The 15,570-nt window shown below is 63.8% G+C and carries 13 protein-coding genes; 7 read left to right on the forward strand and 6 right to left on the reverse strand.

From position 1 onward, the window contains the following. Positions 1-31: 31 nt before the first annotated feature. Positions 32-2,404 carry a ribonuclease R gene (gene rnr / locus AAGD32_03475; protein MEM8873299.1) on the reverse strand — a complete coding sequence of 791 codons (2,373 nt, stop codon included), beginning with the start codon at positions 2,402-2,404 and terminating at the stop codon, positions 32-34. Positions 2,405-2,491: 87 nt separating this feature from the next. Between rnr and AAGD32_03480 the strand changes: the two genes are divergently transcribed. The 3 genes from AAGD32_03480 (at position 2,492) to AAGD32_03490 (ending at position 7,763) form a co-directional block, all read left to right on the forward strand. Continuing rightward, complete coding sequence (locus AAGD32_03480) at positions 2,492-3,070, forward strand: hypothetical protein (protein MEM8873300.1); 579 nt, start codon at positions 2,492-2,494, stop codon at positions 3,068-3,070. 264 nt (positions 3,071-3,334) lie between these two features. Next, entirely contained in the window at positions 3,335-3,838 is a 504-nt protein-coding gene (locus AAGD32_03485; GenBank protein ID MEM8873301.1) for a hypothetical protein, read from the forward strand. A gap of 589 nt (positions 3,839-4,427) precedes the next feature. Then, on the forward strand, positions 4,428-7,763 hold the full coding sequence (locus tag AAGD32_03490; GenBank protein MEM8873302.1) for a PAS domain S-box protein: 3,336 nt from the start codon (positions 4,428-4,430) through the stop codon (positions 7,761-7,763). On the opposite strand, the gene purF is transcribed toward AAGD32_03490, so the two are convergent. Continuing rightward, positions 7,764-9,227 (reverse strand): amidophosphoribosyltransferase, encoded by a 1,464-nt coding sequence (purF, locus tag AAGD32_03495; GenBank protein ID MEM8873303.1) that lies wholly within the window; start codon positions 9,225-9,227, stop codon positions 7,764-7,766. 60 nt (positions 9,228-9,287) lie between these two features. On the opposite strand from purF, the gene AAGD32_03500 reads away from it, so the two are divergent. After that, complete coding sequence (locus AAGD32_03500; protein MEM8873304.1) at positions 9,288-10,505, forward strand: serpin family protein; 1,218 nt, start codon at positions 9,288-9,290, stop codon at positions 10,503-10,505. Positions 10,506-10,587: 82 nt separating this feature from the next. Here the strand turns inward: AAGD32_03500 and rplU are convergent, their stop codons facing one another. Beyond that, positions 10,588-10,896, reverse strand: a complete 309-nt coding sequence (gene rplU, locus AAGD32_03505; protein ID MEM8873305.1) for a 50S ribosomal protein L21 — start codon at positions 10,894-10,896, stop codon at positions 10,588-10,590. A 121-nt stretch (positions 10,897-11,017) separates the two neighbouring features. Here rplU and AAGD32_03510 point away from each other — a divergent pair, with 121 nt between their 5' ends. The 3 genes from AAGD32_03510 to AAGD32_03520 all read left to right on the forward strand — a co-directional run bounded on the left by AAGD32_03510 (position 11,018) and on the right by AAGD32_03520 (position 12,503). Then, complete coding sequence (locus AAGD32_03510) at positions 11,018-11,506, forward strand: 3-hydroxyacyl-ACP dehydratase FabZ family protein (GenBank protein ID MEM8873306.1); 489 nt, start codon at positions 11,018-11,020, stop codon at positions 11,504-11,506. A gap of 29 nt (positions 11,507-11,535) precedes the next feature. Beyond that, positions 11,536-11,925 (forward strand): acyl carrier protein, encoded by a 390-nt coding sequence (locus tag AAGD32_03515; GenBank protein MEM8873307.1) that lies wholly within the window; start codon positions 11,536-11,538, stop codon positions 11,923-11,925. Between the two features lie 92 nt (positions 11,926-12,017). Beyond that, complete coding sequence (locus tag AAGD32_03520) at positions 12,018-12,503, forward strand: beta-hydroxyacyl-ACP dehydratase (GenBank protein MEM8873308.1); 486 nt, start codon at positions 12,018-12,020, stop codon at positions 12,501-12,503. A gap of 6 nt (positions 12,504-12,509) precedes the next feature. On the opposite strand, the gene AAGD32_03525 is transcribed toward AAGD32_03520, so the two are convergent. From AAGD32_03525 to AAGD32_03535, 3 genes are all read right to left on the reverse strand, one after another. Continuing rightward, the gene (locus AAGD32_03525) at positions 12,510-13,481 is read right to left on the reverse strand and encodes a hypothetical protein (GenBank protein MEM8873309.1); all 972 of its coding nucleotides are present in this window, start codon (positions 13,479-13,481) and stop codon (positions 12,510-12,512) included. Between the two features lie 170 nt (positions 13,482-13,651). Further along, entirely contained in the window at positions 13,652-14,542 is an 891-nt protein-coding gene (locus tag AAGD32_03530; protein ID MEM8873310.1) for a hypothetical protein, read from the reverse strand. A gap of 82 nt (positions 14,543-14,624) precedes the next feature. Beyond that, a complete protein-coding gene (locus AAGD32_03535) occupies positions 14,625-15,497 on the reverse strand; it encodes a LysM domain-containing protein (GenBank protein ID MEM8873311.1) in 873 nt (290 codons plus the stop codon). Positions 15,498-15,570 lie beyond the last annotated feature (73 nt).

Below are 15,570 nucleotides of genomic sequence, written 5' to 3' on the forward strand. Positions count from 1 at the left end.
GCCGTTAGGCGGTGGGGTTCGTCGCGCGGCGTCATTTCTTCTTGTCGCGGCGGTGGTCCTTCTTGCGCTTGTCGCGGGACTTGCTGCGGGCGGCGCGCTTGTCGGTGCCGGTGGCTCTGGGCTTGGCGTTGGACTTGTTTTTCTTCTTGGGCTTCTTCTTTTCCTTGACCGGCATCGGCTTCATACCGCGGGTCTTGACGTCGCTGATGCTTAGGCTCAGCTCACGGTTGGCGACATCGACGTTGATGATCTTCGCGTCGACGACGTCACCGATCTGGATCTTCATGCCGCTGCGTTGCCCGATGATTCGGCCGTTCTTCGCGTCGACGTCCCACCAGTCGTCCATCAGGTCCTCGTAACGGCACAGCCCGTCGACGAGGTATTCGCTGACCTGAATGAAGACGCCGAAGTTGGTGATGCCCGTAACGACGCCGTCGAAGCTGTTGCCGATCTGTTCGGCGAGCAGTTCGAGGACTTTGACTTGTTTCAGCTCACGCTCGGCGGCTTCAGAGCGGCGCTCGGTGAAGCTGATGTGTCGGCCGAGCTCGACAAGTTCGTCGTAGGTCGGTGAGTTGAGGTCGGTCTTCTTCTGGCCGCGTGGTGCGGGGATCGGGCCGTCCTTGAAGTCGGCACCGATCTTCTTGAACCAGTCGTCGAGCAAGCGATGCACCGTGAGGTCGGCGTATCGCCGGATGGGTGACGTGAAGTGGCAGTAGTTGTCGGAGGCGAGGGCGAAGTGGCCCTGCTGTTTGGGCGAGTACTCGGCCCGACTGATGCTTCGCAGGATCGCTAGGTTAATCGCGAACTGCTCGGGCTTGCCGCGGACCTTGCCGAGCAGTGCCTGCAGCGCGTGGCGGTCCATGTCCTTGGGCAGCTGATGCCCGGCGACACGGATGAAGTTGACCAGCCGTTCCTCGCCCTCGGGGTCGGGGCCGGGGTGGACGCGGCGCAGGTACGGCACGCCGAGCTTGTCGTAGAGCCGGGCCGAGGCTTCGTTGGCCTCGACCATGAACATTTCGATAAGCGTGTGGGTGAACGCGTCGTCTTCCTCCTGCGTGCCGGTGACCTTGCCCTCATCGTCAAGCACCAGCTCGATCTGCGGCAAGTCGAGGACGAGCTGCCCCTGCTCGCGGCGGCGCTTCTGGATCGTCTTCGCCAGCGTGTTCATCCCCTCGAGCAGTTCGATGACGTCGGCGGTGTAGTCCGAACGCTTTCTGTCGCCGTCGGGGTGGGGGATTGTTTCGTCGCCGTCGATGATCGCCTGGGCCTCGATGTAGCGCAGACGTTTGGCCGAGGAGATGATCGAGTTGGAGAACGCCGTGCGGATCGGCGTGCCGAACTTGTCGTAGGCGATGAAGCAGCTCTTGGCGAAGCGGGGCACGCCTTCCTGCAAGCTGCATACGCCGTTGGACAAGACCTCCGGCAGCATCGGGATGACGTGGCCGGGAAAGTACGTGGAGTTGCCGCGGTGGTGGGCCTCGAGGTCAAGCGGGCCGCCGGGCTTGACGAAGGTGGAAACGTCGGCGATGTGAACACCCAGCTCGACCAGGCCGTCGTCGGTGCGGCGCAGGCTGATCGCGTCGTCGTAGTCCTTGGCGTCGGGGGGGTCGATGGTGAGAATCGTCTCACCGGTGAGGTCGAGGCGATTCGCTTTGAGCTCTGGGTCTTCGAGCGCCTTGAGCGCTTCGCTGGCGGCGTCCTTGACTTCCTGCGGGAACTCCTCGGGCAGGCCGTGCTGGACGATGATCGACTTGAGGTCGACGTCCTTTTCGCCGGGCTTGCCGAGCTCCTCGGAGATGACGCCGCGCATGAACCGGCCGGTGTCGTCGGGGTACTGGGTGATCTCGACGACGACCTTGGTGCCGGGCTTGATGTACTTGCCGGCGGCGTCGGGGGTGAGGATCGGGTCGGTCATCGCCGAGCCGTCGGGGTAGACGACCCAGTTGTCGCCGACCTTGGAAAGGGTGCCGACGAAGCGGGAGTGCTTGCGTTCGAGGACTTCGAGGATCTCGCCGGCGTAGGAGTCGCGGCCGTTGCGTTTGCCGGCCTCTTTGATCTTGGCGCGGACGAGATCGCCAGTGAGGGCCCCGTTCTGGTTACCCGGTGGGATGAACAGGTCTTCGTGGGCGTTGGGGTCGGACGGGACGACGAAGCCAAAGCCTTTCTGGTTGTGCCGGTAGGAGCCGATGAACTCGCCACCGGGTTGGAGCTCGCAGGGCATGAGCACGTTGCCGGCCGAGCCGGTGACGATCCGGCCCTCGTCCATCAGATCACGCAACGCATCGCGAAACCCGCCCCCCTCGGCGTCAATATCAAGGGCCTTGGCGATCTGTCGGGGTCGGCTGGGCGTGTATCCCTCGGCGGCGACGTGCTCGAGAATCTGCTTGCGGATGGCGTCCTTCATGAGTGTCGCATGCTACGGCTTGCGGGCCGGTCCGCGCGGGCGGTGAGTCCGGCGCGCCCAGCAACATGATGGTTTAGGATGCCGGCGATGACGGTCACGGCCGACATGCAACGCACCGACGGCCCCTCACGCGTGAGGGGGCGGGCGCTATTGGCGCTGTGCGTGATGTCCGCGATGCGGCTCGGTTTCCTGCTTTGGGGCGGAGCAGGTTGGGTGGTGGCCGGCGATCTGTTGCTCGGGGCGGCGTTGTCGGGGTGGCTGTTTCGGGAGCGGGAATCGGCGGCCGGGATCGTCGCAACCGCGCCCGCCTGGGTCGTGCTTGCCGCGACGGCCGACGGGGCGGTGATCGGCGACGCGGTGTTCCCGGCGGCCGTCACCATCGTTTGGCTGGCGGGTCTGGCGTGGTGTCACGGATTGGTCCAGACGCCACATAGCCGATCGCGGATCGCCACGAGTTTTATCGCGCTGTTGTTGTCAACGTTGGTGCTGGCGTACATCGTGGGTTCAGCCCCCAGTATTTCCCCCATCGCGGTGTCGCCGCTGTTCGTGGGGTTTAGGGGTGGCGTGAATTTTGTGGTTTTCCCTTTGATTTTCGCACTTTTCCCGCTTGTTGTCGCCGTGGCGTGGTGGGGGCGGCGGCGTTTATCCACAAGTCATTCAGGATAACGTAAGCACTCGGATGGAATGTTTTTTCACCGTGTATGGCACTGAATGGCCGGTCCGTCCCGGTTCTGCCCAGATTCGTGTGTTGTCATGGAACGGAAGTGTTGCTTGATGGGAAATAATGGGTAGAGTGCGGGCAGTCGGCCACAAGGATCGTGGGCCGGTTGGGTACAGGGATGGCGATGCACTCGGGCAACGCAGAACGGTCAGTTTTGTCAGCCGTGGAGACCGGGGTGTGAGCGACAACAAGCAGCGACGGGAACCGAAGTGGCCTTACCGCCTCTCATCGGCGAGCATGATCTGACGATCGATGAGCGGAACCGGTTGCTGTTTCCCGCGGTTTGGCGGCGCGCCCTCGAAGCCGAAAAGGCGGGCAACGGTGACAAGGCCGCCGGCAAGGAGTTCGTGCTGATGACCGGCACCAACGGCAAGCTCTGGCTTTATCCGCAGCCGGCTTACGAGGTGCTTGTCGGTCAGGTCCAGCGGTTCGGCATCCCGACGCCCGAGCAGCAGAAGCTCGCGATGATGGTTTTCGCCAAGGCGACCCCCATCGCGCTCGACAAGCAGAACCGATTGCTCATCCCCGAGAAGTCACTACGCCGGACCAACACCGGCAAGGATGTCGCCGTCCTCGGGCTCGGTGATCACATGGAGATTTGGAACCGCGAGGAGTGGGAGCGGTACGACGAGGAGCTCACGCCCCAGATGGGGCACATCGCTGCGAAGGTGCGGCAGGACGAGCTCTACGAACAGTCGATCAAGAACGGCTGACGCCCGAAGTGGCTGATGCTTATGCGGTTGACCCCGCGTGATCGACCTTGGTGAATGACCCGGCCGGGATGTGTGGCCGGATCAGTTGGACATGTCAGACCGGGCCGGCTCGCGAGGGCGGCGCCGCGGCGCGATCGAACCCGTGTCGTGGTGACAGGCAGGATGCCTGACCGGACGTTTCGGATGGACCAGGCTCCGTAGAGCAGGCCCGGCAATGAGTGCCGGGCGGGACATCCAACTGCGTCCGGCGCTGGGAACGGAATCCGAGCAAGCGTGTTGGCCCACGCACTGACGTCGAGCGCGTGACGTGACAGGGTTGTGACGTCGCGAAGTTCCGTCGGAGCGTGCGACGTCGGGGACCGGTGTGGGCGACACGGATGTCGCTGGGTTGCACCGCGTTCCTCGGCTCGTGGTCGATCGACTGACGATCAGCTCTGTCCGATAAGCCAAATCGTGTCGGGTCAGTTCCAAGTCTTTTGCGCAAACCGTCGGCCCAACGGGTCAAGGGGCGGCCTTGCCACGTCGATGCAATTCCTGACCCGCGCGGTCGTCCTTGGGACGTCCGGTGCTGGCATCGCGAGGCCTGTCGATGACCCACGCCGACCCAACACTTCCGCCGAAGGGTAACGATGCCGACGAGTCGGCACGCCTCGACGCCGTGAATGCGCTGGCGTTTGAGCACGGCAGACTCCCCGTCTTTGACGATCTGGCGGCGCTCGCCGCGCAGGTGACCGACTCGCCCATGGCCCTTGTCTCGATGGCAACCCGGGAGGTGTTGGAGGTCAAGGGCGCGTTCGGCTGCGACATCGAAAGAATTCCGCGGTCCGACGCGCTATGCAACCTCGTGGTGATGCGGTCGGACTTTTTGGAGATCGCCGATTGTCTCGCGGATTCTCACACGGCCGATAATCGGTTCGTCGCGGTTGACGACGGGCTGAGACGCTACGCGGGTATCCAGTTGCGGAGCGATGGCGAAACGGTGGGCGTTCTGTGTGTTTGTGGCAACGCGCCAGGCTCGTTGACCGCCGACCAACGCACCGCTTTCGAACGGGTCGCGCGTGTCGCGGAGCAGGCGTTGCAAAGCCACCGCCGGAATGTGACGCGTGCCCGTTCCAAGGCCGCGCAGTTCGACGTGCTGGATCTGCGTGGGATTGGCGTGGCCGTGACCGACACACAGGGCGTCTTACTCGACGCCAACGATGCGCTGTGCCAGTTCCTCGGCCGCACCCGTGCCGATGCGATCGGACGTTGCGTGCATGACTTCGCTCACCCCGACGACCCGACCGGGAGCATCGAGACGGTCGGCGCATGGCTCGCCGGTGATGAGCCGACGTTGCAGTGTGAGAAGCGGTATCTTCGGCCCGACGGTGAATCGGCATGGGGGTGCGTAACGGCGGTGAAGTCGATCGACGCCGACGGCAACCCCTTCACCGTGGCGGCGGTTCAGGACATCACCCCTTCGGTCACGGCCGAGGCCGACCTGGCCGACCGTGAGCGTCGGCTCAACGACGCACAGGGCCGGCTCGACCGCTTCGCCATCGCCGGCAGCGCCGGCTTCTGGGAAACCATCGAACCCGACGGCATCGTGTACCTCAGCCCACGGCTCAAGGGCTTGCTCGGCTACACGGATCCCGGCCAGATGGAGGACAGCCGCGAGGCGTTCTTCGCGCTGATGCACCCCGACGACGTGCCGGGTGTCACCGTCGCGTACCACCGCATGCGTGATCTGGGCGAACCGTTCCGCGTTCGCTACCGATTGCGTCATCGCAACGGCACCTTCCGCTGGTTCGCCGCCCGTGGGGAGCGGTTCGAGCACGATGGCCGGATTCACTGCAGCGGCTCGATCCACGACATCAACGACGCGCACAAACTCGAAGAACGCAGGGACGTGCTGCTCCGCGAGCTCGAAGTCGAGCGTCGCCGGCTCGAAGAGATCATCGAGATCAACCCGAACCTGCTGTTCTGGAAAGACCGCGCCGGCGTCTACCAGGGCTGCAACGACGCGACCGCACGCATGTTCGGGATACCCAAAGACCAACTCCAGGGCATGACCGACGCGGACCTGCCGTTCGCACCCGAGCAGGTCGAGGCGTTTCGTCGGGATGACGAGCACGTCATCCGCACCGGCGTGCCGATGCGGGCCAAGGAGGAGGACGTGTCCGGCCCAGGCGGAAGCCAGCGCGTTTTCTCGACAACCAAGATCCCGATGCGTGACGCCGACGGAAACGTCATCGGCGTGCTGGGGATCGCCGAGGATGTTACCGAGCGAAAGCAGGCCGAGCTGGACATGATCCTGTTCAACCAGAAGCTCGTGCAGGCCACCGGCGAGCTTGAGGCCAAGGGTGTCGAACTGAAAGCCGCCCGGGATCGCGCCGACGCCGCGACGGCCGCCGCTCAACTGGCCAACCAGGCCAAGAGCGACTTCCTCGCCAACATGAGCCACGAGATCCGCACGCCGATGTCGGCGATCCTCGGGTACGCGGACCTGCTGCGCGACGAGTCGATCCTGCCCGACGATCGCAACGCCCACATCGCCACCATCCGTCGTAATGGGGAGCATCTGATGTCGATCATCAACGAGATCCTCGACCTCTCGAAGATCGAAGCGGGCCGAATGGACGTGGAGCAACTGGAGATCGAACTACCCACGCTGCTCGCCGATGTTGCCGATCTGCTCAAGGTTCGTGCGGCCGAGAAGGGCATCGAGCTCGTGCTGCGGTCCGAGGGACCGGTACCGACGCAGATCGTGAGCGATCCCGTGCGGCTTCGGCAGATTCTGCTCAACCTCGCCGGCAACGCACTGAAGTTCACCGAGCAGGGCAAGGTCGAGATCGCCTGCGAACTGATGCCGCCCGACGCGGCAGGCAAGCGAATGCTTCGCGTGTTCATCAGTGATACCGGCATCGGCATTCATCCCGACGCACTCGGTCGCCTCTTCGAGAGTTTTGAGCAGGCCGACTCGAGCACCACCCGACGCTTTGGCGGGACCGGTCTCGGGCTCTCGATCAGCCGGCAACTGGCGGAGCTGCTCGGCGGGTCGATCGTTTGCAGTTCCACTGCCGGCAAAGGGACGACGTTCCGGGTCATCATCGATCCCGGGCCTGTCGATCTGGATGTTTGCCGGCCGATCGACTCGTTGATCATTTCGGGCAGCGCCACCGCTGCCGTCGCGGATCGGCCGAGCGTGCCGAGCCTTTCGGGCCGTGTGCTTTTGGCCGAAGACGGGGCGGACAATCGGCAGTTGCTCGCTCACCACCTCGAAGCGGCCGGCCTGGATGTGACCTACGTGGAAAACGGCCGCGATGCGATCGAGGCGATTGCTCAGGCGGAGAAGACCGGGCGTCCGTTCGATTGCCTGCTGCTGGACATGCAAATGCCGGTCATGGACGGCTACACCGCCGCTCGCCAGTTGCGGGCCAAGGGTTACCAGCGCCCGATCGCCGCACTCACCGCCAACGCGATGAGCGGCGATCGCGAGCGATGCATCGCGGCAGGGTGCGACACCTACTTTGCCAAGCCCGTGCGTCCTGCGGAACTTTACGAGTTCATCGAGTCGGCGATCGACACCGGGACCGTGGCGACGCGCAAGCTCCACAGCAGCTTCGTCGACGACCCGATGATGGTTGAACTGGTGGGGGCGTTCGTGGCTGATCTGCCCGAGCACGTCGTCACGCTCACCCGCGAGCTTGATCGTCTGCCCGACGCGGACGCGCTGCGGCAGATCAAACGCACGGCCCACCAACTCAAAGGTGCCGGCGGAGGCTACGGGTTTGACGCGATCACCCGTGAGGCGACCGTCCTCGAAAACGCGGTGACTGCCACGGCGTCACCGGACGCGGTGCGCAAGGCCTGCCATCAGTTCATAGAACTTTTGCGTCGCGTGTCCGGCTACGACCCGGCTGCCGAAGTTCGGGCTGCCGCTTGATCATTTGAACATTCGGAGCTGGTCGCGCTCGAAGTTGAACTTGGCCGTCGCCTCGTCGATGGGCACTTTGTACTCGCCGGTCCAGCAGGCGGTGCAGGCATGGTCAGACTCGACCTTGCTGCACGCGACCGTGCCTTCGAGCGAGAGGTAGGCGAGACTGTCCACTTCGAGAAAGTTCTGAATCTGCTCGACACTTCGGCCGTCGGCGATGAGCTCTTTCTTGGTGGCGAAGTCGATGCCGTAGAAACACGGATGCCGGATCGGCGGGCAGCTGATGCGTAGGTGGATTTCCTTTGCACCGGCGCGGCGCAGGGCGCGCATCTTCGAGCGTGTCGTGGTGCCGCGGACGATACTGTCGTCGACGACTATGACGCGTTTGCCGCGGACGAGTTCCTCGATGACGTTGAGCTTGAGCGCCACGGCGGCATCGCGGGCGACCTGATCGGGGAGGATGAACGTGCGGCCGACGAAGCGGTTGGGCACGATCCCTTCCTCGAACTCGATGCCGGACTCTTTCGAGTAACCCAGTGCCGCGGATCGGCCGCTATCGGGCATGGGGATGACGATGTCGGCCTCGACGGCGCTCTCGCGTGCCAGCTGCCGACCCATCCGCTCGCGCACGACATGCACGTTCTGCCCAAAGACCCGGCTCGCCGGGTTGGCGAAGTACACATGCTCGAACACGCACTGCGCACGCTTCTCCGCCGGCTCGATGAAGCAGCGGCTGGACATGCCTTCGTCATTGAGGCAAACGATCTCGCCCGGTTCGACGTCGCGCACGAACGTGGCGTTGATTGCATCGAACGCGCACGTCTCGCTCGCCACGACCCACTCGCCGCCGGGCAGTTTGCCGATGCTCAGCGGCCGAATGCCCCACGGATCACGCACGCATTCGATCCGGTCGGGAAACAGAAACAGCAGTGCATACGCGCCTTGAAGGTGTTTGAGCACGTGCGGCAACGGGTCGGCCTTGCTGGCATGGCTCGGCTTGGCCAGCAGGTGGACGATGATTTCGGTGTCGGTGGTCGACTGAAAAATGTGGCCGTGCTCTTCGTACTGACGGCGGAGGACTTCACCGTTGACGAGGTTGCCGTTGTGGGCCAGTGCCACGGGGCCGAGGTGGTAACGTTGGAGGATGGGCTGGGCGTTGCAGACTTCGGAGCTGCCGGTGGTGGAGTAGCGGACGTGGCCGATGGCGGCGTGGCCGGCGAGTTCTTCTTCGAAAAGTCGGCCGTTCTTGAAGACTTGGGACACCAGTCCCATGCCCGCGTGGCCGTTGAGCTCGCCGTCACGCTTGCGCACGGCGATGCCGGCCGACTCCTGCCCGCGATGTTGCTGCGCGAACAGGCCCTGGTACGTCACCCGGCTCGCCTGCTCGGTTCCCCAAATCCCGAACAGCCCGCACTTCTCTTTCTTCTCGACGGTGTCGATGTTCTGGTCGTAGATCGGCAGCGAGGTACTCACGATGTTCACTGTAGCCGCGCGGGAATCATCGACCTTGACAGACTCGTTATGCTGCCAGGCATGAAACACTTGATGCTGCTGGCAATCCCGATGGTGTGGATTCTTGTCGGTTGTGATGACGGTGAGCCGCAGCCGCCGATCGAGCCGGCTGAGCCGGTCGAGCCCCCGCAGGCTGAGGTGGAACCAGTCTCCCTCGATGCCGCGACCGCGGCGACCAATGCCTTCGCGCTGGACTTGCTGCGAACGGTGGAGGGCGACGACTTGCACCTCTCGCCCGTGAGCATCGCGGCGGCATTCAGCATGGTTGCCTACGGCGCACGTGGGGAGACCCATGCCGAGATGCTCCGAACCCTGCACCTGGACGAGGTCCCCGGGAACACGGCTGGCGGTTTCGCAAAGCTGACTCGATCATCCGACGGTTTCAAGCTCAGTGTGATCAACGCCGTCTGGGCCGCTGAAGATCTTCAGATTGAGTCGGATTATGAGGTAAATCTGCAGTTGAACTTCGGTGTGGGCGTCATCCCATTGGACTTCACCGATCCTGAAGCGGCTGCAGAACGGATCAACAGCTGGGTCGAGCAAACCACCGCCGAACGCATCACGGACCTGGTTAGTCCCGACAGCATCGACCCGGACGCGACCCGGCTCATGCTGACCAGCGCAGTGTACTTCAATGCCGATTGGCAACAGCCGTTTGAGAAGGAATCGACCTTCGACCGCCCGTTCGCCACGCCCGGTGGTGCGGTAGACGTCCCGAGGATGCACCAAACCGCGCGATTCGGTTACGCCAAGCTCGACGCTGCCGCTGCATTGCGGATGCCGTACGAGGGCGACGCGACCATGGTCGTGCTGCTGCCCGACGAGGGCGAATCACTCGACGCCATAATCGATCAGCTTGATGTATCCAAACTCGACGCGGCACTGGTCGATCAGCAAGTCCGTGTGGGCATTCCCAAGTTCCAGACCCGGTTCAACACGTCGCTGATCGAGACGATGAAGTCGCTCGGAATGACGCTGCCATTCGCCGAGGGGGCCGATTTTGGAGGGATCACCACGACCGAGACGTTGCGCGTCGGCACGGCGGTTCACGAGATGTACATCCGGGTTGATGAAAAAGGCACCCAAGCCGCCGCAGCGACGGCGCTCGGCATGGAGGCAACCAGCATTCCGCCGATGGACATGGCCGAGTTCATCGTCGACCGCCCATTTGCGTACCTGATCCGCAGTGCGGACGGGGTCATCCTGTTCGCGGGGAAGGTGAGCGATCCGCGCAAATAAAAGCCCACGGCTTCAGCCGTGGGTCTGCGGTAGATCGTGCATCGCGGCGGACCCACGCCTGAAGGCGTGGGCTTTGCCGGCATCAGACACTGATGCCGGTGATCTTCACTTCGGTGTACTTCTGACGGTGGCCGGACTTGGTGTTGTCACCCTTGCGACGCTTCCACTTCTGGATGACGATCTTCTTGTCCTTGACCTGCCGGAGCACGTCGGCGGTCACGGACGCACCGGCAACGGCGGGGGATCCGACCTTCACATCATCGCCGCCGACCAGCAGGACGCGGTCGAAGGTGATCGACTTTTCCTCGGCGTTGTAGGGGCGGTCGATGCGGACGATGTCGCCTTCGGAAACCTTGCGCTGCTTGCCGTTGTCGTCGATGATTGCGTACATGATGATGCGGACCTCTGGGGGGACGGCCATCGTTGGAGCGGTGAATGACGCGGTCAAGCCGAAGGACGCTTGAAGTTGGGTCCGGCTACCGGTACCAATGCACGGTAACCGGGCAGCACCTTTGAAATTCCGCCTCATTGACAGCATCGAATCGGTCAGCGACGACAAGTCGAAGCTTGTGGCGCGCAAGAACGTGAGCCTCGCCGAGGAGTACCTCGGCGACCATTTTCCGAGCTTTCCGGTGTTGCCGGGCGTGATGATGCTCGAAGCCCTGACCCAGGCGTCGGCGTGGCTGGTGCATCTGCGGAGCGACTTTGCCCACAGCATGGTGGTGCTCAAACGGGCCCGCAACGTCCGTTATGGCACGTTCGTCGCCCCCGGCGATACGCTCGACGTGACCGTCGAACTCAAGAAGGAAGCCGACGGCATAGCGACGTTCGACGCGGTCGGCACGGTCGCCGGTGAGCGGGCGTTGGCCGGCAAGCTGGACCTGTCGGCGTTCAACCTCGCCGACAAGCAGGCCGCCCCGGTTGAGGTCGATTCCCGTTTGGTCGCACATCACAAAGCCGCCTGGGCTACGCTGACCGCGACCGGCCCTTTGAACCTGTAAAAACAAACACCCACGAAAGACTGAACAAGATGGATCGCAATGAAATTTTCGAGAAGGTGCAGGAAGTTCTCGTCGAAGCGCTCGGCGTCGACGATGACGAAGTGACGGCCGACGCCGTTATCCGCGACGACCTCGGGGCCGAGAGTATCGACTTCCTCGACATCCAGTTCCGCCTGGAAAAAGAGTTCGGCTTCAAGATCCCGCGGGGCGAGATGATGCCCGAGAACATCGCCCAGAACGAAGAGTACGTGAAGGACGGCAAGATGACCGAAGCGGGCATCACCGAACTCAAGAGCCGCATGCCCCACGCCGACTTCAAAGACTTCGAGGCCGGCAGTGAGCTCGACGAGATGAGCAAGCTGTTCACCGTCGACGCGATCGTGAACTACGTCGAGCGGAAGTTGGGGGAGGGGGAGTAGGTAAGTTTGTGAGTCGGTAAGTAGGTGAGAGCCTGCAGACCGAATCGCTCAACCTACTCACCCACTTACCAACTCACCCACTTCTCCCCCCTATGCGCTGGCTCTGGATCGACAAGTTCACGTCACTCGAACCGCGGACCTCCGCGGTCGCGGTCAAGAACGTCACCGCAGCCGAGGAGCACTTGCACGATCTCTATCCCGGCTTCCCGGTCTGTCCGCACTCGCTGATCGTCGAGGGCATGGCCCAGACGGCCGGCATCCTCGTCGGGCATGCCAACGACTTCGCCCTGAAGGTGATCCTCGCCAAGGTCGGCAAGGCTGAGTTTCATCGCCTCACCGTCCCAGGTGACACGCTGACGTTTTCGGCCAAGATCGACACGCTCAACGACACCGGCGCCGGCATCACCGGCAAAGTCACCAATCAGGACGGCCACGACGTCGCGGACATCCAACTGATGTTCAGCCACATCGACAACAACATGGGCGGTCGGTCGTTCCCCGAGCACAACTTCGTCTTCCACGACGATTTCAAGGACCTCGTTCGCGGCATCACCGAGCGTGGTTCGGTGGAGCTCTGAGCCCCCTTACTCGCTCAGGTCCGCGTACCCTGCCAGCTTCGCTTCGCCGTTACCCTCGGGATAGACGAGAATGCGTTCGTCGCGGTGGTCGGTGCGGGAGGCGTTGAGGTCGATGCGGCCGAACTGGGCGAGCAGGTGACGCAAACGGGCGGACTTGGCATCGGTCGCGATTTCGAGCAACGGATCTTCCTCGCCCGGCGGTCGGCCCCAGCCGATCTGATTGCCATGGCGGGTCCGAAGTGCGACGTGCGGGCCGACCACATCGCGGCGACCGCCGTAGTTGGCCATGTCGATCGCCGCGACTTGCCCGGCCCAGGGCTCTTGCCGAAGCAGGGCTTCCATCCGCAGCGCCGCCTTCAAGTCCTCACCCGCCCAGACCTCGCCGGGATGGGGCGGGTCGAGCTTGACGTTCTCGATGCGACGCATGCGGGTTTCGCCATCCTCGCCGATGACCTGTCGGCGGAGTTGATCGACGCCGAGTTTCTTGGGCAGTAGCACCCCGTCGCGGTCGACCATCCAGAAGAAACCGCCGTGCTCGACCACGGCCACCGGCGCGCGGTAGTCGCAGACGGCCTCGATCACGTCACCCTCGGTCGTCGCTCGACGACGCACGGACGTGACGCTGCGCACCCACGGCTCGGCTTCGAGCCGGCTGCGCACGGCGAGCAAGGCGTCCGACTCTAGCGGACTCGTCGCTGGCACCTGCCCGACGGCTTGTCGAACCAAAAGCTCGCCCTGATCCCCGAGCCAATCGGGGAAGTCGAGAAGCACAAGCTTCGGCGGCTCCTCGGGCAAGGACGCTTGACGCACCTCGTTCCACGAGAGCCGGTATCCCGCGCCGACGAGTACGAGCACCGCGACGACACCGGCCCCGTGGGCAAGGCGGCGTCGCAGTTGTCGATTTCGCTCGATCCGGGCGGGATCGGGCTTCTTGGCGGGCTTGGACGGCTTTTTCTCGGACTTTCGGGTGCGGGCCATGAGGGGGTGGAGTTACCCCTGACATCGGCAGCACGCGCGTCTCGTCGCCAAAGAAACGTTGGCCCCACATGACGCAAAAACAAGCCCGCGGGTTTCACGCCGCGGGCTTGCATGGGAAGGAGAGAAAATGCGTCGTGGGGCAGTCAGCCCCGCATGACAGTGATACGCCATCACCGGCGGTAGCGTTCGCGGGGTCGGCGGCCATTTTCGTAGCCACGGCCTCCGCGGTCACGGCCGTAGAACCGGTCGGCCTCGCGATCGTCACGGTGAGCCAAGGCGTACTCACGCTCGATCCGCTCATAGTCTCGCACGGCCAGGGCGTAGTTCGACTCGGCACGGTCCAGATGGCATCGGGCATCGTCGACGCGTTGCTCGGCCAGGGCGTAGTCGCGTCGGAGGCCACGCAGGTCGTACCGATCACACTCGGCGATCGCGGCACGCAGGTCACGCACGTCGCAACGGAATCGCTCCGCGGCCCGCTCGGCATCGAGAAGCGTGTCCTGTGCCCGGCGCAGGTCCGCGATGATGTTCCGCTCGCTGTCGGTGCGCACACGCAACTCGAAGCGGACGCGGTCGGCCCTGCGGATCAAGTCGGCACGGTTGAAACCGTACCCGTGTCCGCGGCGCAGGTCGCTCTCGATGTGATCGAGTTCGTACCGCAAGCGGGCCACTTCGCGCTCGTTAGCGTAGCGGTCGACACAGCGGGCGCGAAAGGCCCGTTGCTCGTGGAGCAGCCGGTCGAGGCTGCGAACCTCCTGCGTGTAGATCGCGACGGCCTGCTCGGCTTCGATCAGGTCGCGCTCGGCGCGGATCAGGTCGTTGCGTAAACCGTCGAGGCGGCCACCAAAACGCTGGGCTTCGCGGAGTTGGACCGCGATGTTGTCGAACAGCGATGTTGCGTCGCGTAGCGAAAGCTTGGCGTCGTAGACATCCCGTTCGGCCCGCTCGACACGAGCCAGGGCTCGGTCAAGGGGTGAGAATCGATCACGGGCCAGTGCGAAAGCCGGGAACACGAAAAGCGTTGCCAGCAGTGTCAAAACGTGAGTTGTCGTCACCCGCATGGTGTACCTCCGGGGAAGAAGACACACAGCGACGAGCGCGGTTAGGGTAAGGAAAAGCCCGTGGCATGGACCAGAAACTTGCCTACTCGGTAAGCTCCGGGATAGTCAGCACAACACCGACTTTCAGGCGGTTTGGACTTTCGAGTTTGTCGCGGTTGGCTTCGTAGATGTCGCGCCAGAGATAGCTCTTGCCGTAGTGCTGGAGCGCGATGTCGGAGAGCGTCTCGCCGGGTTTGATGACGTGGCCGTCGATGGTGAGGTCGGCCTCGGGGGCGACGGCGCGGGTGCCGTTGCCGCTGCGAAGATTGGAGACGTCGGGTAGCTTGATCTCCATGCCCGGGCGGATGCGACGCGGGTCGACAAGCGGGTTGGCCTGCTCGATGGCACGGTAGAGATTGGCGTCGCCGAGTTGATCGCGGGCGATGGTGTAGAAGCTGTCGCCTTGCTTGACGATGTACGTTCGCGGGCCGGTGAAGTCCGGGACGGGCGTGTCATCGACGTCGTCAGCGGGCGTGTCGGGCAGGTCGGTCGTGCCGGCCGAAAGCCTGGCGAGGTCCGGCTCGACATCATCGTCGTCGCCGAGTTCGATGCCACCACCGAGGTCGCCGGCCAACTGCGGCTCGGAGCCGTCGGCGCCGGGCGTCTGCATCAGCGTCGGGCTGTCGCCGCCGGCAAAAAGTTCGTCCCAGGCACTGCTCGCCTCGGACGGGTCAACGGTCGGCTCGGTTTCGAACGGATCGACCGGCTCGTCGTCCATCACGGTGACCGGTTCGGTTTCGTCGGTCGCTTCCGTGCCGGTTTCGTCGGTCACGGGCACACTCGGCTGATCGCCGGAGTCGGCAACGATGGTCCCGTTGTCGCTCGTGAGCTTGATCACCAAGTACACCGCGGCGAACAGAACAAGCAGACACATTGCCGCGACGGCGATCTTCAGTTCATTTCGGGCTAGACGCATGAGCGAGAACCTCGTGTTGGGGTCATCCCTGACCGGTGCGGTTGCGTGCGGTGAGCCGATCCTTGGCTCACCG

This window comes from Planctomycetota bacterium, assembly GCA_039182125.1.
In the GTDB taxonomy this organism is placed as follows: domain Bacteria; phylum Planctomycetota; class Phycisphaerae; order Tepidisphaerales; family Tepidisphaeraceae; genus JBCDCH01.